General features: G+C 36.4%; 28 protein-coding genes. 21 read left to right on the forward strand and 7 right to left on the reverse strand.

Going from position 1 to position 23,394, the window contains the following annotated elements; all coding sequences use genetic code 11:
* Window positions 1-70: 70 nt before the first annotated feature.
* From RUH95_RS05545 to RUH95_RS05590, 10 genes are all read left to right on the forward strand, one after another.
* Window positions 71-313, forward strand: coding sequence for a hypothetical protein (locus tag RUH95_RS05545; protein ID WP_313891835.1), 243 nt, complete (start codon window positions 71-73; stop codon window positions 311-313).
* Window positions 314-427: 114 nt separating this feature from the next.
* On the forward strand, window positions 428-1,006 hold the full coding sequence (locus RUH95_RS05550) for a dihydrofolate reductase family protein (protein WP_313891836.1): 579 nt from the start codon (window positions 428-430) through the stop codon (window positions 1,004-1,006).
* Between the two features lie 21 nt (window positions 1,007-1,027).
* Window positions 1,028-1,333: an NIPSNAP family protein gene (locus RUH95_RS05555; RefSeq protein WP_313891837.1), complete on the forward strand. Its 306-nt coding sequence runs from the start codon at window positions 1,028-1,030 to the stop codon at window positions 1,331-1,333.
* A 202-nt stretch (window positions 1,334-1,535) separates the two neighbouring features.
* Window positions 1,536-2,174, forward strand: coding sequence for a transcriptional regulator CcpN (gene ccpN, locus RUH95_RS05560; RefSeq protein WP_313891838.1), 639 nt, complete (start codon window positions 1,536-1,538; stop codon window positions 2,172-2,174).
* Between the two features lie 11 nt (window positions 2,175-2,185).
* On the forward strand, window positions 2,186-2,995 hold the full coding sequence (locus RUH95_RS05565; protein ID WP_313891839.1) for a pyruvate, water dikinase regulatory protein: 810 nt from the start codon (window positions 2,186-2,188) through the stop codon (window positions 2,993-2,995).
* A 221-nt stretch (window positions 2,996-3,216) separates the two neighbouring features.
* Entirely contained in the window at window positions 3,217-5,049 is a 1,833-nt protein-coding gene (gene dnaG / locus RUH95_RS05570) for a DNA primase (RefSeq protein ID WP_313891840.1), read from the forward strand.
* A gap of 25 nt (window positions 5,050-5,074) precedes the next feature.
* Window positions 5,075-6,199 carry an RNA polymerase sigma factor RpoD gene (gene rpoD, locus RUH95_RS05575; protein WP_313891841.1) on the forward strand — a complete coding sequence of 375 codons (1,125 nt, stop codon included), beginning with the start codon at window positions 5,075-5,077 and terminating at the stop codon, window positions 6,197-6,199.
* A 92-nt stretch (window positions 6,200-6,291) separates the two neighbouring features.
* Window positions 6,292-6,855, forward strand: a complete 564-nt coding sequence (locus RUH95_RS05580) for a hypothetical protein (RefSeq protein WP_313891842.1) — start codon at window positions 6,292-6,294, stop codon at window positions 6,853-6,855.
* A 59-nt stretch (window positions 6,856-6,914) separates the two neighbouring features.
* Entirely contained in the window at window positions 6,915-7,373 is a 459-nt protein-coding gene (locus RUH95_RS05585) for a GNAT family N-acetyltransferase (protein ID WP_397469479.1), read from the forward strand.
* Complete coding sequence (locus RUH95_RS05590) at window positions 7,373-7,783, forward strand: GNAT family N-acetyltransferase (protein WP_313891844.1); 411 nt, start codon at window positions 7,373-7,375, stop codon at window positions 7,781-7,783. The genes RUH95_RS05585 and RUH95_RS05590 overlap by 1 nt, the downstream gene beginning before the upstream one ends.
* Window positions 7,784-7,912: 129 nt before the next feature.
* On the opposite strand, the gene RUH95_RS05595 is transcribed toward RUH95_RS05590, so the two are convergent.
* Together RUH95_RS05595 and RUH95_RS05600 are read right to left on the reverse strand one after the other, a co-directional pair.
* A complete protein-coding gene (locus RUH95_RS05595) occupies window positions 7,913-8,971 on the reverse strand; it encodes an LLM class flavin-dependent oxidoreductase (protein WP_313891868.1) in 1,059 nt (352 codons plus the stop codon).
* Between the two features lie 127 nt (window positions 8,972-9,098).
* A complete protein-coding gene (locus RUH95_RS05600) occupies window positions 9,099-9,320 on the reverse strand; it encodes a PepSY domain-containing protein (protein ID WP_313891869.1) in 222 nt (73 codons plus the stop codon).
* A 157-nt stretch (window positions 9,321-9,477) separates the two neighbouring features.
* On the opposite strand from RUH95_RS05600, the gene RUH95_RS05605 reads away from it, so the two are divergent.
* The 4 genes from RUH95_RS05605 (at window position 9,478) to RUH95_RS05620 (ending at window position 13,028) form a co-directional block, all read left to right on the forward strand.
* Window positions 9,478-10,617 (forward strand): acyl-CoA dehydrogenase family protein, encoded by a 1,140-nt coding sequence (locus tag RUH95_RS05605; protein ID WP_313891845.1) that lies wholly within the window; start codon window positions 9,478-9,480, stop codon window positions 10,615-10,617.
* A gap of 137 nt (window positions 10,618-10,754) precedes the next feature.
* A complete protein-coding gene (gene cccA / locus RUH95_RS05610; protein ID WP_313891846.1) occupies window positions 10,755-11,123 on the forward strand; it encodes a cytochrome c550 in 369 nt (122 codons plus the stop codon).
* Between the two features lie 91 nt (window positions 11,124-11,214).
* Entirely contained in the window at window positions 11,215-11,907 is a 693-nt protein-coding gene (locus RUH95_RS05615; RefSeq protein ID WP_313891847.1) for a tRNA (adenine(22)-N(1))-methyltransferase, read from the forward strand.
* 2 nt (window positions 11,908-11,909) lie between these two features.
* Window positions 11,910-13,028 carry a Nif3-like dinuclear metal center hexameric protein gene (locus RUH95_RS05620; protein WP_313891848.1) on the forward strand — a complete coding sequence of 373 codons (1,119 nt, stop codon included), beginning with the start codon at window positions 11,910-11,912 and terminating at the stop codon, window positions 13,026-13,028.
* A 30-nt stretch (window positions 13,029-13,058) separates the two neighbouring features.
* On the opposite strand, the gene RUH95_RS05625 is transcribed toward RUH95_RS05620, so the two are convergent.
* Both RUH95_RS05625 and vrrA read right to left on the reverse strand, forming a co-directional pair.
* Window positions 13,059-14,039, reverse strand: a complete 981-nt coding sequence (locus tag RUH95_RS05625; RefSeq protein ID WP_313891849.1) for a 4-hydroxy-3-methylbut-2-enyl diphosphate reductase — start codon at window positions 14,037-14,039, stop codon at window positions 13,059-13,061.
* Window positions 14,040-14,151: 112 nt separating this feature from the next.
* On the reverse strand, window positions 14,152-14,766 hold the full coding sequence (gene vrrA / locus RUH95_RS05630; protein WP_313891870.1) for a VrrA/YqfQ family protein: 615 nt from the start codon (window positions 14,764-14,766) through the stop codon (window positions 14,152-14,154).
* Between the two features lie 85 nt (window positions 14,767-14,851).
* On the opposite strand from vrrA, the gene RUH95_RS05635 reads away from it, so the two are divergent.
* Window positions 14,852-16,153, forward strand: coding sequence for a DEAD/DEAH box helicase (locus RUH95_RS05635; RefSeq protein ID WP_313891850.1), 1,302 nt, complete (start codon window positions 14,852-14,854; stop codon window positions 16,151-16,153).
* A gap of 13 nt (window positions 16,154-16,166) precedes the next feature.
* The gene (locus RUH95_RS05640) at window positions 16,167-17,054 is read left to right on the forward strand and encodes a deoxyribonuclease IV (protein ID WP_313891851.1); all 888 of its coding nucleotides are present in this window, start codon (window positions 16,167-16,169) and stop codon (window positions 17,052-17,054) included.
* 16 nt (window positions 17,055-17,070) lie between these two features.
* Here the strand turns inward: RUH95_RS05640 and RUH95_RS05645 are convergent, their stop codons facing one another.
* Window positions 17,071-17,337: a hypothetical protein gene (locus RUH95_RS05645; RefSeq protein ID WP_313891852.1), complete on the reverse strand. Its 267-nt coding sequence runs from the start codon at window positions 17,335-17,337 to the stop codon at window positions 17,071-17,073.
* A gap of 103 nt (window positions 17,338-17,440) precedes the next feature.
* Between RUH95_RS05645 and RUH95_RS05650 the strand changes: the two genes are divergently transcribed.
* The 5 genes from RUH95_RS05650 to RUH95_RS05670 all read left to right on the forward strand — a co-directional run bounded on the left by RUH95_RS05650 (window position 17,441) and on the right by RUH95_RS05670 (window position 21,214).
* Window positions 17,441-18,208, forward strand: a complete 768-nt coding sequence (locus RUH95_RS05650) for a metal ABC transporter ATP-binding protein (protein ID WP_313891853.1) — start codon at window positions 17,441-17,443, stop codon at window positions 18,206-18,208.
* A complete protein-coding gene (locus RUH95_RS05655; RefSeq protein ID WP_313891854.1) occupies window positions 18,205-19,053 on the forward strand; it encodes a metal ABC transporter permease in 849 nt (282 codons plus the stop codon). Before RUH95_RS05650 ends, RUH95_RS05655 begins: the two co-directional genes overlap by 4 nt.
* Window positions 19,050-19,460, forward strand: coding sequence for a Fur family transcriptional regulator (locus RUH95_RS05660; protein ID WP_313891855.1), 411 nt, complete (start codon window positions 19,050-19,052; stop codon window positions 19,458-19,460). The genes RUH95_RS05655 and RUH95_RS05660 overlap by 4 nt, the downstream gene beginning before the upstream one ends.
* 142 nt (window positions 19,461-19,602) lie before the next feature.
* Window positions 19,603-20,913 (forward strand): right-handed parallel beta-helix repeat-containing protein, encoded by a 1,311-nt coding sequence (locus RUH95_RS05665; RefSeq protein ID WP_313891856.1) that lies wholly within the window; start codon window positions 19,603-19,605, stop codon window positions 20,911-20,913.
* 154 nt (window positions 20,914-21,067) lie between these two features.
* Window positions 21,068-21,214, forward strand: a complete 147-nt coding sequence (locus RUH95_RS05670; protein ID WP_313891857.1) for a hypothetical protein — start codon at window positions 21,068-21,070, stop codon at window positions 21,212-21,214.
* A gap of 20 nt (window positions 21,215-21,234) precedes the next feature.
* Here the strand turns inward: RUH95_RS05670 and RUH95_RS05675 are convergent, their stop codons facing one another.
* Both RUH95_RS05675 and ispG read right to left on the reverse strand, forming a co-directional pair.
* Window positions 21,235-21,813 (reverse strand): hypothetical protein, encoded by a 579-nt coding sequence (locus RUH95_RS05675; RefSeq protein ID WP_313891858.1) that lies wholly within the window; start codon window positions 21,811-21,813, stop codon window positions 21,235-21,237.
* A gap of 12 nt (window positions 21,814-21,825) precedes the next feature.
* Window positions 21,826-22,932, reverse strand: a complete 1,107-nt coding sequence (gene ispG, locus RUH95_RS05680) for a flavodoxin-dependent (E)-4-hydroxy-3-methylbut-2-enyl-diphosphate synthase (RefSeq protein ID WP_313891859.1) — start codon at window positions 22,930-22,932, stop codon at window positions 21,826-21,828.
* Between the last annotated feature and the right edge of the window lie 462 nt (window positions 22,933-23,394).

Consider the following 23,394-nt stretch of genomic DNA (forward strand, 5'->3'; position numbering starts at 1 on the left):
AAACATAAAGCGTCGTAATCGAATTTCTTCCTCTTGTGTTGTATATTGATTAATTGAGGAGGGATTATTTATGATTAACGAAGAAATAAAGAAACTATCCGATATTTTGTTACAAAGTTTGTATGATTATCATTTTGCTAATAATGGTGGAAGTTATACTTTACCTAAAGCAATGGTAAATGCTGATGTTAATAGCAAACAAGCTATTGAATACCTTATCGAAAAGGGATATGCGATCGATAGCGGACAAGGGTCAGATAACCTCGTTTTAGCAATAACAGCACAAGGTATGGACAATATTAAAAACAAATAAGTTATCAACAGAGAGAACGTTGACGGCGTTCTTTTTCTTATCATAGAAGACTCGGCTGCAACTTTATATGTTATTCTTTAATAAATTATTTGAAGGGGAGCAGGAGGAAGAGTTATGTCAAATGACGCAAAAAAAAGAAGAATTATTTTAGATTTAGCAGTTACTTTAGACGGTTTTATTGAAGGGAAAAATGGAGAAGTTGATTGGTGTATTATGGACCCAGATATGGGGTTTACTAATTTTCTAGATCAAATTGATACTATTTTATATGGTAGAAAAAGTTACGATTTATGGGGACAATATAATCCGAGAACGGAAGACTCAGATAGTGAAAAAGAGATGTGGGAATTGGTTCATAGTAAAAAGAAATATGTGTTTTCCAGAACACAAATAGGGATGGATAATCGAGCAATATTTATACAAGATAATATTCTCGAAGAAGTAAATAAATTGAAGGGTAAGGCTGGTAAAGACATCTGGCTATATGGTGGAGCAAGTCTCATTACAACGTTTATAAATTTAGGGCTTGTTGATGAATTTAGATTATCTATTCACCCTGTTATTTTAGGAGAAGGAAAACCGATGTTTATTGATATAAAACAGAGGCTGAATTTAAAAATAGTTAATACAAGAACGTTCTCTTCTGGTGTTGTGCAAGTCATTTATCATTATAATGATCATATAAAAAGGTAATACACTTTTAGGAGGAATGAAATGGTCACATGTTATTTGAAATATGTTATTGACCCTTATAAAGTAAATGAATTTGAAGAATACGGCAAGATGTGGATACCACTTGTCAATAAATTAGGTGGTATACATCATGGCTATTTTCTTCCGCATGAGGGAGCGAATAATATTGCTTATGCTTTATTCACTTTTCCAAGTTTAGCAGCATACGAAGAATACCGAGAAAAAATGGCATTGGATGAGGAATGTCAGAAAGCTTTTAAATTTGCAGAAGATACTAAATGTATTTTAAGTTATGAGAGAAGTTTCATGCGTCCTCTATTTAATTAAACATGCATTATATTCGAAAAATCCCTTCTTCATTAAAAAATGGGTTTTTTGGGGTTAAAATGATTACTTTAATATAGTGAATTTTAGAAACATTAGATGCATCATGAATTGGGAAATGCTGATATAACAGGGTTTCTTATTTTTGATTAAGGTATTCCATTGTGCTACAATATTTTAGTACTAAGTATAACACTTTGAGGCGGTGGGTCCTATCGAACTCAACAAACGGCAAATCGAAATCTTGGAAATTGTAAAAGGGAACGGTCCTATTACAGGTGAACAAATTGCAGAGCGACTAAATTTAACGAGGTCAACACTTAGACCGGATCTTGCAATTTTAACGATGGCAGGATTTTTAGATGCCCGTCCGCGAGTTGGTTATTTCTATTCGGGTAAAAAAACAAGCCAAGCTATTTCAGATAATATTGCTCAAATGCTTGTAAAAGATTTTCAATCCATACCAGTCGTTGTAGCCGAAAGTATGACTGTCTATGATGCGATTTGTCATATGTTTTTAGAAGATGTTGGTTCCTTATTTGTTGTCGATAAAAACTCTCTTTTGTCAGGCGTACTGTCGCGAAAGGATTTTCTTCGAACAAGCATTGGACAACAAGACTTAAGTAAGCTTCCAGTTCATATGATAATGACAAGAATGCCAAATATTACGTATTGTTTGAAAGAAGATACACTGATTGATGTTGCAAAAAAATTGATGAGTCGTCAAATAGATTCATTGCCAGTTGTAAAGTTGAGAAAAGATGGTATTGAGGTAGTTGGAAGAATTACGAAAACGAATATTACAGGCGCTTTCCTGTCATTAGCCGATGACCATGATCTGTGAGGGGGAAAACTATGAAAATGCTAAACTTATTTATAGTCTCGGATTCTATAGGAGAAACCGGAGAACTTATGGCGAAAGCGGCAATCAGCCAATTTAGACCAGGACTTCAGCTTACAAAGTTAAAAAGATTTACACATATTGATTCTGTAGATCAACTGAAAGAAATAACAGAACTTGCTAAAGAGCAAGATGCAATTATACTTTATACACTTGTTCAAACGGCAATGAGAGATTCGCTGTTAGAATATTGTCATCAGTACAATTTAAAGTCTGTTGATTTAATTGGACCAGTTATTCATTTATTAGCAGAGAGCCTTGGGGAAAAAGCTTTTGAAGAACCGGGGTTAGTTCGTAAATTAGATGAAGACTATTTTAAGAAAATAGAAGCAATCGAATTTGCTGTGAAATATGATGATGGAAGAGATCCGCGAGGTTTGTTGCAAGCGGACATCGTACTCGTAGGTGTATCGAGAACGTCTAAAACTCCACTTTCTCAATATTTAGCCCACAAAAGATACAAAGTAGCAAATGTTCCACTTGTTCCAGAAGTTGAGCCTCCAGAGGAACTCTTTCAAGTAGATCCAGCCAAATGTTTTGGGCTTGTTATTACACCGGACAAGTTAAATACGATTCGGAAAGAAAGATTAATCGCCATTGGGTTAAATGATGATGCGAGTTATGCTAAAATAGAGCGAATAAACGAGGAAATAATACATTTCGAGAAAATTGTTCGAAAAATTGGTTGTCGAGTTATTGATGTGACGAATCGAGCTGTAGAAGAAACCGCTAATGTCGTTATCAACCATGTTCAACAAAAATAATTATTCGAAATAAAAAACCGATTCACCAATGTGGAAAGGTTTTTTTGCATTGTATATCGAACTAAGTATAGATTAATAATATAAAATGTTTTATAATAATTCATTGTGGAAAAAAATAATTTACCTATGAAACTTTTTTTATGAATTATTTTGTCGATTCTTGCAGGAATTTTATTAAATCTCTCGAATTTAACTAATTAGCAAGAAAAGATGGTGAGATAATGACGAATCGTATAGAAGAAGAAGTTATCGAACAAGTTAGAAATAGCACAGATATTGTCGATATTATTAGTGAATATGTACAGCTGACGAAAAGAGGTAGAAACTATTTTGGTTTATGTCCTTTTCATGGCGAGCAAACACCATCTTTTTCAGTAACACAAGAGAAGCAAATTTTTCACTGTTTCGGATGCGGTGCTGGTGGAAATGTCATTACATTTGTAATGGATATGGAGAATCTTTCTTTTCAAGATGCAGTTAGCAAGCTTGGAAGTCGTATTGGTTTAACGATTGAGGATAGTTCTTCTAGTAATCCAGAAGTAAAAGCTCCTGTATCAAAAGAAATTTCCATTATGAAACAAGCGCATGAATTTGCAAGTGAGTATTATCATCATTTATTGCTTCATACTGTGGAAGGTGAAACTGCTTTAAATTACCTAGAGGAAAGAGGGTTTTCTAAAGAAGTTATCGAAAAGTACAAAATTGGCTGGTCACTTCCAAATTGGGACGCGCTCACAACCTTATTAGAGCGAAAAGGTATGGATTTACAAGAAATTGAGAAAACTGGGCTCATTATTCGAAAAGAAAATGAACTTAAGTACTTTGATCGATTTCGAGGACGTATTATGTTTCCTGTTTTTGATGAAAGTGGGAAAGTTATAGCTTTCTCAGGCAGAATTCTCATAAAGTCGGAGAATGAAGCAAAATATTTAAACAGTCCAGAATCACCTCTCTTTCAAAAGAGCCAAGTACTTTACAACTTAGATAAAGCCCGCTTAGAAATTAGAAAACAACGCAACGTGATCGTTTTTGAAGGCTTCTTAGATGTTATTGCTGCATCAAAAGCAGGAATTACGAATGGTGTTGCAACAATGGGAACAGCTTTAACGTCTCAACATATAACAAAGTTAAACAGACTCACGTCCAATGTGACACTTTGTTACGACGGCGATAAAGCCGGAATGGAAGCTGCCAAAAGAGCATCCTCGTCCTTACAAGCACAAAATATTCAAACGGAAATAGCTATCTTACCGGATGCTATGGATCCTGATGATTATATAAAAACATACGGGGAAGATGCATTTCGAACGAAGATTATTGAAAAGCCACATTCCTATTTATCTTTTATGATGATTGTTTTAAAAAAAGATAAGAATTTTAACAATGAAAACGATACTTTACAGTATATTCAAGAGATTTTGGAAATACTGAGTGAAAGAACTTCTGCTGTAGAACGTGATTTATATGTTCGACAACTTTCAAAAGAAACGAATGTTTCAGATGAAGTAATTTATCAGCATTTACGGAAGCTCCAAGCTAATAAAGCAAAGCAATCCAAAAATCAACAATCTGCACCGATCCAGCTAAACCCAGAAGTAAAGAAACCGAAAAAAACATTATCAGCTGACGACCGGGCAGAAAGAATACTACTTGCACATATGCTTCACAATCCACAAATAGTCGATGTTGTTCGAACGAACTCTGGAGATCAATGTTTTATAAGAGACGTATACGAAGTCGCATACGTCCACTTAATAGGTTTTTATGAAGATTATCCAGACGGAGATTATCAGCGTTTTTTAGAGTTAATAAAAGATAATGAAGTGAGAAAGATAGTAATGGAAGCAGCGCTCTCAGAACGTGATCCAGAACATGAGCAAGAGGAAGTCATGGACTGTTTGCGCCATATTAGAAAATACCGGTTAGTGCAACAAATTGAACAAAAGTGGCAGGAACTAAAAGAAGCGGAGAAAATGGGTGACCTGATAAAAGCAGTACAGCTCGCTCAAGAACGCATTCAGTTAAAAAATTCACTAGCAACTTTTGAGAAATAATCCGGTAGCAGAAGGAGGAATTCTTATGGCGGACAAGTCTGAACGTACAAAAGAAACTGAAACAGAATTGACATTAGAAGAAGCAAAAAAACAATTAATCGAACTAGGTAAAAAAAATGGTGAGTTAACATACCATGATATCGCTGAAAAGCTTGCTTCATTTGAAGTAGAAACAGATCAAATCGAGGAATTTATCGACCATTTAGAAGGCAAGGGCATCGAGCTTAGCCGAAAAGATGGGGATGAAGAAGATTTAGATCGTTTGATGAAAGGGAAAGAAGAAACTTTCGACTTAAATGATTTAAGTGTCCCTCCTGGTGTAAAGATCAATGATCCAGTGCGTATGTATTTAAAAGAAATCGGCCGTGTCGACCTTTTAAAAGCATCGGAAGAGATTGCACTTGCAGAAAGAATCGAACAAGGGGATGAAGAAGCTAGAAAACGTTTAGCTGAAGCAAACCTTCGATTAGTAGTAAGTATTGCAAAACGTTATGTTGGCCGTGGTATGTTATTCCTTGATTTAATCCAAGAAGGTAATATGGGGCTTATTAAAGCAGTTGAAAAATTTGATCACCGTAAAGGGTTCAAATTCAGTACGTATGCTACTTGGTGGATTAGACAAGCAATCACTCGTGCTATTGCTGACCAAGCAAGAACAATCCGTATTCCAGTGCATATGGTGGAAACAATCAATAAATTAATACGTGTACAACGTCAATTGCTACAAGATTTAGGCCGTGAGCCTTCTCCAGAAGAAATTGGAGAAGAAATGGATTTACCAGCAGAAAAAGTTCGTGAAATTTTAAAAATTGCACAAGAACCAGTTTCTTTGGAAACTCCTATTGGTGAAGAAGATGACTCGCACTTAGGCGATTTCATTGAGGATGCTGATGCACAATCTCCATCTGATCATGCTGCTTATGAGCTTTTAAAAGAGCAATTAGAAGACGTTTTAGATACGTTAACAGATAGAGAAGAAAATGTACTTCGTTTACGCTTTGGTTTAGATGATGGACGTACTAGAACGCTTGAAGAAGTAGGTAAAGTGTTTGGTGTTACACGTGAACGTATTCGTCAAATAGAGGCGAAGGCACTTCGTAAACTTCGTCATCCATCTCGCAGTAAGCGTTTAAAAGACTTCCTAGAATAAGAATTGGACATCCTTGTCAAAAGGATGTCTTTTTTTCTAACTAGTATAAATGGTATACTATTCATAATTGCCACACGAAATGGGGACGAAACATGTCGCTTCAACGAAAGCAAATAATATTGAATGAAATAGCTTTTTGGAAAAAGAATAAACTTCTTCCAGAGCATTATTGTGATTTTTTAATGACTCTTTATTCCCAAGGAGAAAATGATGAATCAGCAGAGAAAGAGAAGTCGTCTAAAGCGGTATTGGCAAAGGAAAAAAAGAATAGGCAAATTTTATATACAATATTAGGAGTTGTTACGGCTATTTTATTAGCTTCGTTGTTTTTAGTGACAGCGCTTGCATTTATCCCAATTATTTTAGCAGGGGCAACAATTCTTGGATTTTTATACATAGCATTTAAATTAGCGAAAAATAGATCGGTTATGACTCCATTATTACTAGTTTGTTCTGCGCTTTTATTGTTAGGTGCATCTTTTAAAGTATGGGATATTTATTTTTATGAGTATCCTTATTTATTAATCGGTTTAATCTTTGCAAATTGTTTGTTGTGGTTGTTTTCGGGGCTGCTTCTTAAACTTGTTTACTTTAGTATTTCAGGCATTGTTGGTGTTTGTTTTATGTTATTCTATTTGTTTAAATATATTTTGTGAGTTTAAAAATTGGGTTAATTGGCAAAGGGGAGCTTGAAGTGCAGTATATATTTCGAAAGATGACACAAGTCCAAGCAGAAGAAATTGCATTTAGCTGGCATTATGAGGGAGACTATTCATTTTACGATATAGAAGCAGATCAAGAAGACTTGGCTGAATTTATTGATCCTGCAAAACGGAATGATGCTTATTTTGTTGCTATGAATGGTGATGATATTATAGGATTCTTTTGTTTTAGTCTGCTAGATGATAGAACAGTTGATATTGGCTTGGGAATGAGACCAGGCTTAACGGGAAGTGGAAATGGTTTCGATTTTTTTAGAAGTGGAATGGAGTTTGCAAAATTAACATATCAGGCTACTATTCTAACATTATCTGTTGCTACTTTTAACGAAAGAGCAATTCGCCTATATAAAAAAGTTGGTTTCGTTGAGGAAAGTACATTTATGCAGCAAACGAATGGAAGTAGTTATGAGTTTATAAAAATGTCTTATACATACGTAAAAGAGGGACTTTGATGAAAGAAATTAGCTCACAAGCTATTCATCCTTCTTTAAGAAAACTTCTATCTTATGCGACTTCTGAAAGAAATATTGAACTAGAGTATAAACAATACATACAAACTTCTAATCGGAAATTATTTGTATTAGAGAAAAGTGAAGAAATAGTTGGCTGCATTGGTATCGAGTTAATTAGTTCAGATAATTGCTTGATAAAACATATAGCAGTGTCTCCGACGGCAAGAGGAAAAGGGATAGGGAGTAAGATGATCTATTTCATTCGTGAAACGTATGGATTAAGGTTTATTTCTGCAGAAACAGATATAGAAGCAGTCGATTTTTATCGAAACTACGGATTTAGGATTAATAGCCTGGGAGAAAAATATCCAGGAATCGAGCGTTTTTTATGTGAATTTGAAAGTAACTAATATGCTAGAATCTGAGGAACTGTTTACATAGCTGGAAAATCTTCAATTGATCTCTATAGAATGCTTCGAATTTCCTTCTAATAAACTGCAAGGAACCGCCAAAAATTATATTTTTGGCGGTTCCTTGCATTATTTTTTCGCTGTATATTTTTTAATTGCAGGTAAAATTTCTGTACCAATTAGCTCCACGTTTTTCATTAGTTTGTCAAATGGTATGCCGCCAAAATCCATCTGGCCGATATAACGTTGGTGACCGAATAGCTCATGCTGATAAAGTATTTTTTCGATAATTTGCTGTGGACTACCGATGTTCATCACATCTCGCGTGTCTGCACCTTGCGCAAAATGCTGCTTTGGATACCCACGACCATTTGTTAGCTTCATACCTTCGTTAATAAACGGATATGTCTCACTCTGTGCCTGCTGAGTTGTTTCAGCAGCATAGAAGAAGCCAGCAGTGGAAATAGGCAATTCAGCAGCATTAAAGCCACTTTGTTGTGCAGCCTCTCGATAAGCTGCAATCGTCTGGTTAAAACTAGTAGCTGGTCCGCCTAAAGTTGCTAAAAACATAGGAACCCCAGCGTAGCCAGCTTTAATCGCACTAGCTGGATGCCCGCCAACTGCTCGCCAAATAGGCATTGAGCCTTTTTGTGGACGTGGGAGCACTTGAGCATCTTTTAAAGGAGCCCGGAATTGTCCACTCCAATTTACAGATTCCTCTTTATTGATTTTTAGCAACAGTTCAAATTTTTCTTCGAATAGCTCTTCGTAATCACGTACATCATAACCTAATAAATCAAAAAGTCCAATTCGTGAAGCACGACCCGCAATAATTTCTGCTCGACCTTTAGAGATCAAATCAATCGTTGCAAAGTCTTCGTATACACGAATAGGATCGGATGTGCTAATGATTGTGGAAGAACTTGCAATTTTAATCTTACTAGTTGCCTGTGCAATTGCTGCAAGTACAATAGAGTGTGCTTGCGTTGTAAAATATTCCTGATGGCTTTCTCCAACACTAAAAAAGTCAATGCCAGCTTGTTCTGCTAATTTAGCTATTTCAATGATTTCATGAATGCGTTGTTCGGCAGAAATACGCGTGCCTGTAAGTGGATTCGGAATATGGTCTCCTAGGGTATAAAGTCCAAATTCTAGACCTTTGCTTTGATCTATACGATATGTTTCCAGTAGTATCAGTCCTTTATCAATATGTTTATGTTCTTAAATATATAGTATAAGGGAAGTTACTATAAGTACGTACTTTGAAGTACTATAGTATACAAAAAGATACTATAGTGGAGTAACCAAACATATTTTAGTCAAAATCGTTTTCTTCTTCAATGTTGACGATTCTACCAGTTTTTGCGTTAACCTCTACTTCATATATCTTATTATACATCGTTAAAATGAAAACTTCGTAAACTAAAATCCCATTTTCCATATCTAAATCGACATGCATGACCTGTCCGGGAACTTGCTGTTGAGCGATTTGTATTGCTTGTTGGCTAGAAATTCGTTGTCCTTGCATTGGATTCACCAATATAAAATCCTCCTTCTCAGAAATGTATCATTTTACAATATGTAAGAGGCAAACTATTAGTTCCTCGTTTTATTATATTTATAACTGTGCATTTTCCTTATTTCCTTTATAATAAAGAATGTAAGCGTTTTTATGGATAAAGGGGATGAAAGAAATGAATTTTGATTTAACGCAAGAACAGCAAATGGTTCGTAAAATGATTCGGGAATTTGCGGATGAAGTAGTCGCTCCGGGTGCAATTGAGCGAGACAAAACGAAAGCGTTTCCAAAAGAAATCTTTAAACAGTTAGCCGACATGGGGATGATGGGCTTACCGTTTTCAGAAGAGTATGGCGGAGCAGGAGCAGACACAGTGAGTTTTGCAATCGTGACAGAGGAATTAAGCCGTGCATGTGCTTCTACAGGAATTACTTACTCTGCTCACATATCACTAGGTGGAGCTCCACTTAATCTATTTGGAACAGAAGAGCAAAAGCAAAAATATTTAGTTCCAATTTGTACAGGAGAATCATTTGGTGCTTTTGGTTTAACGGAACCGAATGCAGGATCTGACGCAGGAGGTACATTAACAACTGCTAAAGAAGATGGCAATGATTTTATTGTAAATGGAAATAAAGTTTTTATTACCAATGCTAGCTATGCGAAACATTTAGCTTTGACGGCTATTACAGACGTAAAAGATGGTAATAAAGAAATTTCTGCGATTATTGTTCCAACAGATGCAGAAGGATTTTCTGTCATCGATAATTATGAAAAAATGGGCTTAAATGCTTCCAATACAACAGAGTTAGTTTTAGAAAATGTTCGAGTACCACAAGAAAATCTACTTGGAGAACGTGGCAATGGCTTTAGACAGTTTCTTGTGACATTAGATGGTGGGCGCATTGGAATTGGTGCGATGGCTGTCGGAATTGCACAAGCAGCGTTTGATCGTGCGTTACGTTATTCAAAAGAACGCAAACAATTCGGTAAAACACTTTCAGAGTTTCAAGTAACTCAATTTAAACTAGCTGATATGGCGATGAAAATTGAATTAGCTCGAAATATGGTGCATAAAGCAGCATGGTTGAAAGATCAAGGAAGAGCTTTTGGAAAAGAAGCTTCTATGTGTAAATTATATGCTTCAGAGATTGCCATGCAAGTTGCCGATCAAGCGGTTCAAATTCACGGTGGCTACGGTTATATGAAAGAATATGAAGTGGAGCGTTTTATGAGAGATGCGAAACTACTTGAAATTGGTGAAGGAACTTCAGAAGTTCAACGAATGGTAATTGCAAGACATATCGGCTGTTAAGCTGAAATTATGTCTAAATTGTCACAAAGAAAGAAAACTTCCTCAATAAGACTTTTCGTTTCTGCTAGAATGCAGTACAATATTAGTGTTGACTAATTCTATAGTAGAAAAGAATGTATGAAGAGGGAGGGTTAACTATGCAAAAGAATCCAATCATTCCATTTATCTTAATCATGGCATTTGGTATCGGTTTAATTTTCTTCATGTCTATTGACGGTGTAGGTAACAAAGCAGAACTTGCAGCAACTGAAGAAGGCGCTGAAAACGGCGGTGGAGAAGCATCTGCTGGAGAATTTGATCCTGAAGCACTTGCTCAAGGGAAATGTATCGGTTGTCACGGTAACAGTTATGAAGGAACAGGAGCAGCACCTGCACTTGTTGGAACGGCACTTTCTGAAGACGAAGTGAAAGACGTTTTAGCTAATGGTAAAGGTATTATGCCACCTGGTCTAGTTCCAGCTGAAAACCTTGACGCTATGGCAGCATGGGTTAAATCTTTAGAATAGTATTACTATCAAAAAGGCCTCGAATTCTATAAAAGAATCGAGGTCTTTTTTACTTTTTGTTATAATGGAATATAGAAGAGGTGTTTTAATTATGAATGCAAAAAATTTATCGGAACGTTTAAAAAAAGTAGCTTCTTTTGTCGAAGAGAATACCGTACTTGCGGATATCGGTAGCGATCATGCTTACTTACCGTGTTATTTAGTACTTTCAGGAAAAATACAACGAGCAATCGCCGGGGAAGTAGTACAAGGCCCATTTGATTCTGCGAAAAGACAAGTTTCACAAGAAGGTTTAGCGAATCATATTGATGTACGATTTGGAGATGGCATAGCTGTTATTAGAGAAGAAGATAATGTACAAACAATTACGATCGCTGGTATGGGCGGTCCATTAATCGCTTCCATTTTAGAAGCTGGAAAAGATAAACTCGCAAAGGTAGATTGTTTGATTGTTCAACCAAATATACATGCAAAAGCTATTCGCGAATGGGCAATCCAAGAAAAATGGATGATTGTCGAAGAAACTATTTTAGAGGAACATGATAAAATTTATGAAATACTTGTTTTGAAGCAAGGCTCTATGAATTTATCCGAAAAAGAGCTGTTATTAGGTCCTATTTTGATGGAAGAAAAATCGGATATTTTCATTCAAAAATGGTCGAATGAATTGGCAGAATGGGAACGAATTTTGGAGCAGTTAGAGAAAACGGTGTCAACAAATGAAATTCTATTAAAAAAAGAAGAGTTAGTTCATAAAATTTCACTTGTTAAGGAGTCGTTATAATTATGAAGCAAACGAATGGACAACAATTGATTGACCTGTTTGAAAAATGGGCTCCTAGATCACTTGCTGTAGAAGGAGATTCAGTAGGGCTCCAAATTGGAACATTGAATAAACCGATTTCCAAAGTGCTCGTTACATTAGATGTAAACGACAAAGTGATAGATGAGGCAATTGAACAGCAATGTGAATTAATCATTGCACATCATCCTCCTATTTATAAAGGGCTCAAAAATATGCGAACAGATTTACCGCAAGGCCGTTTGATAGAAAAACTTATTAAACATAATATTTCTGTTTATGCGGCACATACGAATTTAGATATTGCGACTGGTGGAGTGAATGATTTATTAGCAAATGCATTAGAGCTTGAGAATGTGAAGATTTTAGAGCAAACGTCTGCTGAAAAATTGATGAAACTCGTTGTGTTTACGCCAAAAGAGACAACAGAATTAGTAAGAACTGCAATAGCAAATGCTGGAGCAGGACAACTTGGTGCGTATAGTGCTTGTAGTTTTACGACAAGTGGGGAAGGGCGATTTAAGCCAAGTGAGGATGCAAAACCTTATATTGGTGGTGCAAATGAACTTTCTATAGTGGATGAAGATAGAGTGGAAGTAGTGTTTCCGATTTCATATAAAAATCGTGTATTAAAAGCGATGCTTTCAGCTCATCCGTATGAAGAGCCAGCCTATGATTTGCTTGCGATGGAAATCGATGTATTAGAAAAAGGACTTGGTAGAGTAGGTTTATTGCGAGAAGCAGTGACACTTTCTGATTATGCTCAAATAGTGAAAAAACAACTAAATGTTCCATTTGTTCGAGTTGTGGGAGATTTGAATCGAACGGTGCAAAAGGTTGCAGTGCTTGGCGGAGATGGCAATAAATATATTTATGCAGCAAAACGAGCAGGGGCAGATGTATTTATTACTGGAGATTTGTATTTCCACGTTGCGCAAGACGCAGAGGCGCTTAATCTTGCTGTAATTGACCCAGGACATCATGTAGAGCAAATTATGAAGGTTGGGGTGGCGGAGTATATGAATGCGGAGTGCGCAACCAAAAAGCTCTCTTGTACGTTTATTGCTTCTAACATTTCCACAGAGCCGTTTCAATTAATATAAAAAAAGCTGCTCGACGAAGAGCAGCTTTTCTTAGTTATTTATAGGATATGGTTCGATACGAATGACTGGTTTTGATACTTTAATTTTTGGAAGTATTTTTGATGGTAATACTTTTTTCGCCGTATCGTGTGTAGCAGAATCATTTGGATCGTATTGCTCTAAAAATTGAATAACTTCTTTAACAATTGGCGTAGGAGTTGATGCACCAGCTGTAACCGCAACATGATTAATATTTTCTAACCACTCTAGCTTTATCTCTGAAATATCACCGATGCGATAAGAAGGAGTATTTGCTATTTCCTCTGAAACTTGCGTTAGTCTATTAGAATTATTACTCATAGGATCTCCAACAACGATTAACAGCTCTGCTTCACCAGCCTGCGCTGCTACTGCTTCTTGTCTTACTTGTGTAGCTAGACAAATCTCTTTATGGACATCGATATGAGGAAACTTTTCCTTTAACTTTTCCATCAAATGCACAACATCCCATTGAGACATTGTAGTCTGGTTGGTTACGAGAAGCTTCTCGTTGCTAACTGTTAAACTTTCAACATCCTCTAATGTTTGAACTAAGTGAACTGCATGAGGGGCAACACCGATTGCTCCTTCAGGTTCGGGATGACCTTTTTTTCCGATGTAAATAATATCGTAGCCTTCAGCCGTTTTTTCTCTAATTAAGTCATGTGTCACCGTTACGTCTGGGCAAGTTGCATCGATAGATACTAATCCTTTTTTGCGAGCCAACTCTTTTACTTCAGGCGATACACCATGGGCAGTGAAAATAACGGTTCCTTCATCTACTTTTGAAAGTATATCTAAACGATTTTCACCGTCAAGTGTGATAATGCCATCTTGTTCGAATGCATCTGTGACATGCTTATTATGAACAATCATTCCTAAAATATATATAGGCCGAGGCAATGAGGTATCAAGGGCAGCATTGCGTGCAATAACCATTGCATCTACTACTCCGTAACAGTAGCCTCTTGGCGAAATTTTTTGTACAATCATTGCGAAAACTCCTTTCAATACGAGCATACTCATATTATAGCGGAGCTCCTACATGATTACAAAACATTAACTCATGTTTTACACGTAGATTTTAGAGCGAATGCTTTATTGCTTAAAATGGTGGTTGGAATATTCGAGGAAGTGATAGCCCAGTTGTGACGGTCGCAGCTGCCGTGCTTGCGACACTTGGAGCAGCGGCGGCGGTAGTAGTAGTTGCTGAGGCTGCTACAGCAGGAGCTACACTAGTAGCAGCGTTTGGAATGGCTGAAAAGCCTCGGTATAGCTTCCAAAGTGCAGGGACATTTTGAAACATAGGTGCATATTGTCGAACCATAGGTGTTATTTGTTGTGCTGTATTTAAAAACTTATCGGCAGTTTGTAAATAGGACATTGCTCTACCGCCAGCTGGTGCAGCTGCCTGCGCACCTTGAGCCATGCCACCTAGCGCATTATTAGGGGGCATTTGCCCTGTTAAGTGACGTAAGTTGCCAAGCAAATTTCCTGCTGGTCCGTTTGGATCTATCTGTGAGGCTAAATTGCCTAAAAAACCTCCTCCGGCATTAGGAGCTTGCATAGGAGGAGCAGGGTTGCCTGGATTGCCAAAAAAGTTACGTACAGCAGAAGGGGCTTGCATTTGAGCAGAACTTGCAAAGTTGGAGAAACCATTCATTCCAGGTTGGGCAAAAGGATAGAAAGACTCATAGCGCATAAAATCATCTCCTTTCATCAATTTGAGTCCTTCTATTCTATGCAAATTATACGTTTTATGTACAATCGTGGTACAATAAAGAAATGTGAGGGAGTGACGTAGGATGTCCAAATATACAGATTATAGTTTTCAGCCTTTTTTACTAGACGCAATAGAAAAATTAGGCTTCCAAGAACCAACGCCAATTCAAAGAGAAATGATTCCACTTGTTTTAAAAGGGAAAAGTGCGATTGGCCAAGCACATACTGGAACAGGAAAAACACATAGTTTTTTGATCCCAATTGTTGAAAAAATAGATGCTAGTAAACAAGAAGTACAAGCAATTATTACATCACCAACAAGAGAACTTGCAACTCAAATTTATAAAGAGTTAAACAAGTTAGTAGAAGGTACTGAAATTCAAACAAAATTATTCATCGGTGGGACAGACAAAGCGCGGGCTATCGATAAGCTGAAGACACAGCCACAAATTGTTGTTGGTACACCAGGTAGAATTCGTGATTTAACTGTGGAACAAGCGCTATTGGTGCATACTTCTAAAATTTTAGTTGTAGATGAAGCTGATTTAGCGTTCGATTTAGGTTTTATTACAGAAATCGATCAATTTGCATCACGTATGCCGGAAAACTTAGAGATGTTTGTATTTTCTGCGACAATACCTGAAAAACTACAACCATTTTTGAAAAAATACATGGACTCACCAGCACATATCAAAATTGGTGACAAGCGTCCAGTAGCTGACGGAATTGAATTTTTAGTAGTTCCTGTGCGAAGTAAATCTAGAAAAAAACGTTTGCTTGATGTAATTGAAGGTGTTAATCCTTATTTAGCGATTATTTTTGCGAATACAAAACAACATGCAGATGAAGTTGCAAATTACTTACAAGGTAATGGAGTGAAAGTAGGGTTACTTCATGGAGATTTAACTCCTCGTGACCGTAAACGTGTGATGAAACAAGTGCATGATTTAGAATTCCAATATATCGTAGCAACGGATCTTGCAGCACGTGGAATTGATATTCCGGGTGTAAGTCATGTTATTAACTACGAAATTCCAGATGATTTAGAGTTCTTTGTTCACCGAGTTGGAAGAACTGCTCGTGCAGGTTTAACTGGAACAGCGATTACATTATATGAGCCATCTGATGAAGATGCTTTAATTCGTATTGAAAAAATGGGTATTCCATTAGAACATCGTGATGTTATAGATGGTGAGTGGTCTGAGTTAAAGGAAAGACATGCTCGAAAAAATCGTACAAAAAAAGCGGAATCTGAAATTGATGCAATTGCAAAATCGAAGGTTCGCAAACCTAAAACGGTTAAACCAGGCTATAAACGTAATATGAGATGGGAAATGGACAAAGTTAAAAAGAGAGAGCGTCGCATAAAAAATCGTAAAAAATAAAGGAGTAATTACAATGATTTTAGGATCACATGTTTCCATGAGTGGTAAAAGCATGCTTCTTGGCTCAAGTGAAGAAGCAGCTTCATACGGTGCAAATACGTTTATGATTTATACAGGAGCACCTCAAAATACACGTAGAAAACCAATCGAGGAACTAAATATTGAAGCTGGCTTACAACATATGAAAGAAAATGGGATGTCTAATATTGTCGTACATGCTCCATATATTATTAATCTTGGAAATACTACAAAGCCTGAAACATTTGCTTTAGGTGTAGATTTTCTACAAAAAGAAGTGGAAAGAACGGCGGCAATCGGAGCAACGCAAATTGTGTTACATCCAGGTGCGCATGTTGGTGCAGGAGCAGAGGCAGGTATTCAAAAGATTGTAGAAGGTCTGAATGAAGTACTTACACAAGATTTCCCTGTGCAAATAGCACTTGAAACGATGGCTGGAAAAGGCACTGAATGTGGTCGCAATTTTGATGAATTAGCACAAATTATTAACAGTGTTGAAAATAATCATCGACTTTCTATTTGTTTAGACACTTGTCACGTGCATGATGCTGGATATGATATCGTAAATGATTTTGACGGTGTATTAAATGAATTCGATAAAATTATTGGATTGGATCGTTTAAAAGTGCTTCATATTAATGATAGTAAAAATGTACGAGGAGCATCGAAAGACCGCCATGAAAATATTGGCTTTGGTGAAATCGGCTTTGAAACTCTTCAATATATCGTACATCATCCGCAGTTAATGCATATACCGAAAATTTTAGAAACTCCATTTGTTGGAGTAGATGCAAAATCCAAACAAGCACCGTATAAAATAGAAATTGAAATGCTTCGTAACAAAACATTCACACCAGAAGCAATTGATGCATTAAGAGTTTAATGATTTGGAAGTACCCTTACTTTTCTCGAAAAGTAGAGGGTACTTTTTGTTTTAGTTGATTAAATAATTCGATGGATCGGTTTTCTCCTAAAATGTTGATAAGTTTTTGTTGGATTGGCATTGGCACTCCTAGTACAAGCCATGTTAAAGAAATTTCTTGGAGCAGGGGATGTACTTTCTTGAGCTCTGAACTCGATAATTTTACATCATACCCTTTTAGAATCTCTTTAAATTCCTCGATAGAACAAGTTTGTAATTGATAAATGAATCTCGAAATATCCAATTTTACATCCTTTCAAGTTTTATTTATTTACATGAAACTGTTTTTGCCCTATACTTAATTTTTGTAAATCGTAATGATTATTAATTAGAATAGAGGAAAATAAATGCCCAAGAAATTAATTCATTTAAATAAAGTAAGTTATCAATATGAGCAGACTGAGGCATTAAAAGATATAAATGTATCGATTGAAGAAGGCGATTTTTTAGCCATTATCGGACCGAATGGATCGGGTAAGTCGACTCTTTTGAAAATAATTTTAGGGTTATTGAAGCCGACAGAAGGAGAGGTTTTCCTTTTTGGTGAACCTGCGAATCTATTTAAAGAAAGAGAATGGATTGGCTATGTTTCGCAAAAGTCCAATTCCTTTAATACTGGTTTTCCTGCTACTGTGGAAGAGGTTGTAAGAAGTGGTTTTGCGAAAAAAACGGGCCTGTTTCATCGTTATCCCAAAAGCATACAAGCAAAAGTGAAATATGCGCTTAAATCGGTTGGGATGGATATGCATGCTAAGAAAAATATTGGGGATTTATCGGGTGGCCAGCAGCAGCGTGTTTTTATCGCAAGGGCGTTAATTAGCGATCCAAAGGTTTTGATATTAGATGAGCCGACAGTAGGAATTGATAGCGAAAATGTTCGTACGTTTTATCATATGTTAGGCCATTTAAATCGGGAACATAAAATAACTATTGTTTTAGTTACGCATGATGTGGATGCTGTTTCGAAAAGTATTAGTCATGTGGCATGTTTGAATCGAACGATTCATTTTCATGGATTTAAAAATGATATGGATTCGATGAGTGATGAGCAGCTGGAAGCTTGGTATGGTCATTCTGTCCGAAAAGTAAATCATCAAAAAGAGGTGCAAAAATGATAGATTCTATTATGCAGTATCAATTTTTGCAAAATGCGTTTGCGTCGGGCATAATAATTGGTTTTATCGCACCGCTATTAGGTGTTTTTATCGTTGTTCGTAGGCTTTCGTTAATTTCAGATGCATTAAGCCATGTGACATTAGCTGGTATAGCAGGAAGCCTTTATTTGAGCCAATCTGTCGCTGCTTTATCCATGTTGAACCCTTTATATTTAGGAATTGCTGCATCTGTTACAGGTTCGCTCTTTATTGAACGCTTACGGAGAGTGTATAAGCATTACGAAGAGTTAGCAATACCGATCATTATGTCCGCTGGTTTGGGTTTTAGTGCTATATTTATATCGCTTGCAGAAGGGTTTAGTTCGGATTTGTTTAGTTATTTGTTCGGATCAGTCTCTGCTGTAAGTAGACAAGATTTATGGATTGTTGTGTGTATCGCAATTATTGTTATTGTATTTTTAACAGTCTTTTTTAAAGAATTATTCGTTCTTTCATTCGATGAAGAATATGCAAGAGCTTCTGGTTTGCCTGCAAAATGGATTCATATTCTATTTATGATTGTTACGGCATTAGTTATTGCTGGATCGATGCGAATTGTAGGGATATTACTCGTTTCTTCCTTAATGACGCTGCCAGTTGCTGCTGCGATGCGAATTGCAAAAAGCTTTAAACACGCGATTATTTTCTCTGTTGTATTTGGGGAGTTAGCAGTAATTATTGGTTTAGTTAGTGCATTCTATTTAGATTTAGCCCCAGGTGGTACAATTGTTATAACTTCTATTATTATTTTGCTTCTTACTATTTTAGTGAAAAAAGTGAGCGTGAAGGGAGTTTTGTCAACATGAATACGGACAAAGCTTGGGAGATTTTAAAAAAGGAAGGCTTCAAAAAGACAGATAAACGTGAGCAGATTTTAAACATTTTTTCAGAAACGACAAAATATATTACAGCTAGAGATATTTTAGATATTATGATGGTGGAACATCCAGGAATGAGTTATGACACAATCTATCGCAATTTAAGTACATTTGTGGAGCTTGGTATATTAGACGAAACAGAGTTAACAGGGGAAAAAAATTTTAGAATGCATTGTGAAGTAGATCACCATCATCATCATTTTATTTGCATGTCTTGTGGTAACATTAAAGAAATTCATTTTTGTCCAATGGAAATGCTGCAAAATGCAATACCTGCATACCAGATCGAAAGTCATAAATTTGAGATTTACGGAAAATGTCCGGAATGTCATTGAGAAACACCGCCAAATTAATGTTTGGCGGTGTTTTTATATAGATTGAAAGATTCGCCCTAATGAAGTTTATAAAATTTCATAATATAGAAATGGAGGAGAGATAAGTATTTCCTCTAATTGCAGAAAAAAGGAGGTGTGAATTATGCCAGAAAAAATGTTTATTAATAATAGTTTAGCAAAATTCGAAATAACCATTTTTATACGTGAAGGAGAACTTCCTTACAACCAAGATGGCACTGTTTCATTTACCCTCAATCCTGGGGAAGCACAAACGGTTCCCTATGGAAGCGATCAAAATATTTTCTTAAACGGAATATTGTTTTTCACGATTTTCGAAGGAGACCTGTATAGTAAAATGCAGTTTGTTACTTTGTCAGAAAGTGAATTAGATGATCTTCTTAACACGAATGATACTATCATTATTACTTCAAATCTAACTGACTATGTCATATCGGGTAGTAATATATACCTTGATGCTATCAATAATGCGCAAACGATTGCAGAAATGAGAGCTGCAATGGAAGATCCAGGATTAGGTTTAGATCTATCCTTATACAATAGCCTTACCGATGCTCAAAAAAATCAGCTAGCAGGAGAGCTATTAAATGATAGACCGATCGGTGGCTACACTTCTACTACAAATGTTCAAATAGCACTAGATACAGCTTTGAACGAATTAGTTAATCTAGATAATATATTTGTTCTAGCAGGATCAGTTGGAGGAAATGGTAGCCAAGCATACCCTTTTGGTACGATACAGGAAGGCATTACAGCAGTAAATCCTACCGGAGTAGTAAATATTTTAGCAGGGATCTATCCAATTACTTCTCAAATTAACGTAAATAAAGCCGGAATAACATTAAAAGGCGAGATAGGAACTAGTTTATTAGTACAGGCGGATATTATTGCAATACTAATAACAGCAGCAATTACTACGGTTGACGGTTTAACTATTACAAGTGATATCCCTTATGCAAGGGAATTTATTCAAGTTGGAGGAGCGAATACTAGTTTAATAAATAACACGATTTATGGTCCGGTGCAAGCTTTGCCTATGTCAAACTGGGTAGTGAATCGTGCAGTTGTTCCTCAAGTAGGTAATACAGGCTTATTTGTAGAAGGTAATACGTTCTATTCGCTGCGAACGGGTATTTATATTAATCCGAATGTTACAGGAGCCATTAATAATAACATTGTATATAATACCAAGGGGGCATTCTTAGTAGATGGAGCTTTTACAACATTCGTAGGAAACTCATGGGGAATTCCAGCAAACGAAGTTGATATTGTGTTGCTAGATGGAACTACAATGGGATCTCCATACGATGATCTTACTGCTTTAAGTGTAGCAAATAACAATGCGTCTATTTCAGATCAACGAGTAATATTCCTTGAAAATGAAGTGACTCCAATATTTAAAAAAGGATTTTGGTCAAGCATTTTCAGGAAATAACAATTAAAACACACATCATGGTTCAAGCATCTTAATGGATGTGCTTAGACTGTGATGTGCTTTTTAGAGAGTTATGTGCAATTCAACTTACTTCTCAAATGAAACTATACATAACGGTAGAATATAATGAACTATGGAAAAGAGGGGTGAGGTTATGGGGCAAGAACTAGGTATAGAAGAAAAAAATACATTAATTGGTCGACTTTTTACGTTAGGCGGTTCACTTTTGTTTCTCATAGGATCAGCTATCGCTGTAGTTATTGCTTATCAAGCATATGCAAAAGTATTAGGGATGCATTAAAAAAACCGCGAGCATTATGCTCACGGTTTTAATAGTGCGAATTCCTTTTCAATCCATTCATTTGCTTCTAGCCAGTTATTTACTCGAATTACTCCATTTGGTGCAGGTTGTTGATTGTATGGAGTATTAAACAAAATAACTGGAATATCTAACTCTTCATGTATTTCTACAGCATTATCATGTTTGTCTTCAAAGAAAACGTGTACCCCATGTTTTTTAGCTGTTTCAATTTTCTTGTGCGTACCGATTAATTCGATATGATCATAAAGTAATTCCTGCTCTTTAAACCAGTTCAGCGTAACATCCATCACGTTTTCTCCACGAGCGGATATAAAGAATAACTCGTATTTTTCTTTCCAAGCGGATAAAATTGCATGAGCATCTGCCTGAATAGGAGAAGTAGCATAGATCACTGGCTCCGATTTTCTAAACCATTCGTAAAACTCTTTTTCACTCACAGGAAACGCTTTTGTTAGATCATATTCTTTAATATCTTCCAACTGCAAATTGCAATTAAAAGCGTCATTTATATGTGGAAGTAAAGAAGTAGGGCAAGTTACAGTGCCATCTATATCTATTCCAAATCGAATATTCGTCATGTATCTTACTCCTTACACTTGTTGTTTTTCTAGTGCTTGTTTTGCAAAATACTCTTCGGCAAGTTTATCAATTTCCACTTTCAGTTCTTCTACCATCGTGGCTTCTGGTACTTTTCGAACTGTTTTGCCTTTCATAAATAAAAGACCTTCCCCGCGTGCACCCGCAATACCGATGTCTGCTTCACGCGCTTCACCTGGTCCGTTTACTGCGCAACCAAGCACAGCTACTTTAAGAGGTGCTTTAATGTGAGAAATATATTCTTCTACTTCATTAGCAATTGTAATTAAATCAATTTCGATACGTCCACATGTAGGACAAGAGATTAATGTTGCAGCGTTAGATGATAATCCAAATACTTTTAATAATTCTCTCGCTACTTTTATTTCTTCTACTGGGTCAGCACTTAACGATACACGCATTGTATTCCCGATACCCATACTTAGAAGGGTACCAAGACCAGCGGCACTTTTGATCGAACCTGAGAAAAGTGTACCAGATTCAGTAATTCCTAAGTGAAGCGGGTAGTCAAATGCTTTGGAAGCTTTTTCATACGCTTCAATTGCAAGCGATACATCTGAAGCTTTCATCGAAACGATAATATCATGAAAATCTAAGTCTTCTAATATTTTTATATGATGTAAAGCACTTTCTACCATGCCGTCTGCAGTAGGGAAGCCATATTTTTCAACAATTTTTCTTTCAAGTGAACCAGCGTTGACACCAATACGAATTGGAATGCCTTTTGCTTTTGCAGCGTTTACAACTGCTTCTACTTTTTCTTTACGCCCGATATTACCTGGGTTAATACGAATTTTGTCCGCACCTTGTTCAATTGCGATAAGTGCTAATTTATAATCGAAATGAATATCCACTACAAGCGGTATATTAATGCGTTTTTTAATTTCTCCGATAGAGTAGGCAGCCCGTTCATCTGGACAAGCAACACGAACGATTTGGCATCCTGCTTCTTCTAATCGCAGTATTTCAGCTACAGTCGCTTCTACATCATGTGTTTTTGTTGTCGTCATACTTTGTATAAAAAGCTCGTTGCTACCACCTATAGTTAAGTTTCCAACTTTTATAGGGCGAGTGTTGGAACGATGAATTATTTCAGTCATGAAATTCTCTCCTTTTTAAAGCTATTGCAATTACTATCCTTCATTTTATCAGTCTTTCGAAGGAAATGACAAGAAAGAACTCTAGTTATTTAAAAAAGTTAGGGACGTATATAAATTTATCGAATGGACTGGGTTTCAAACGGACGCTTTGTACTTCATCTATTTTAGAATGCAAGATGAAGATCACCTACAATTGGATGTTTATGTTAGTATCATTACACGTCTGTTGATTATCCTATTTCTTGAAAGTTTGTGCTAATAGGAAAAAAACTAATACATTTTAATGCTAAAACACTCGTTTTCGATTTGCATTACGTCCTCATTCGTGCTTTACATAAAATGCGTCTTAGTAGAGAGTTTCGGCAGGGATTTACGCTACAAGGAGGACGCTTTCCGTGGGGCGGGCAGTGAGCCTCCTCGGTCGCTAGCGCAACACTGCGGGGTCTCACCTGTCCCGCTTAA

The sequence above is a fragment of the Psychrobacillus sp. genome, assembly GCF_032154225.1.
Classification (GTDB): Bacteria; Bacillota; Bacilli; order Bacillales_A; family Planococcaceae; genus Psychrobacillus.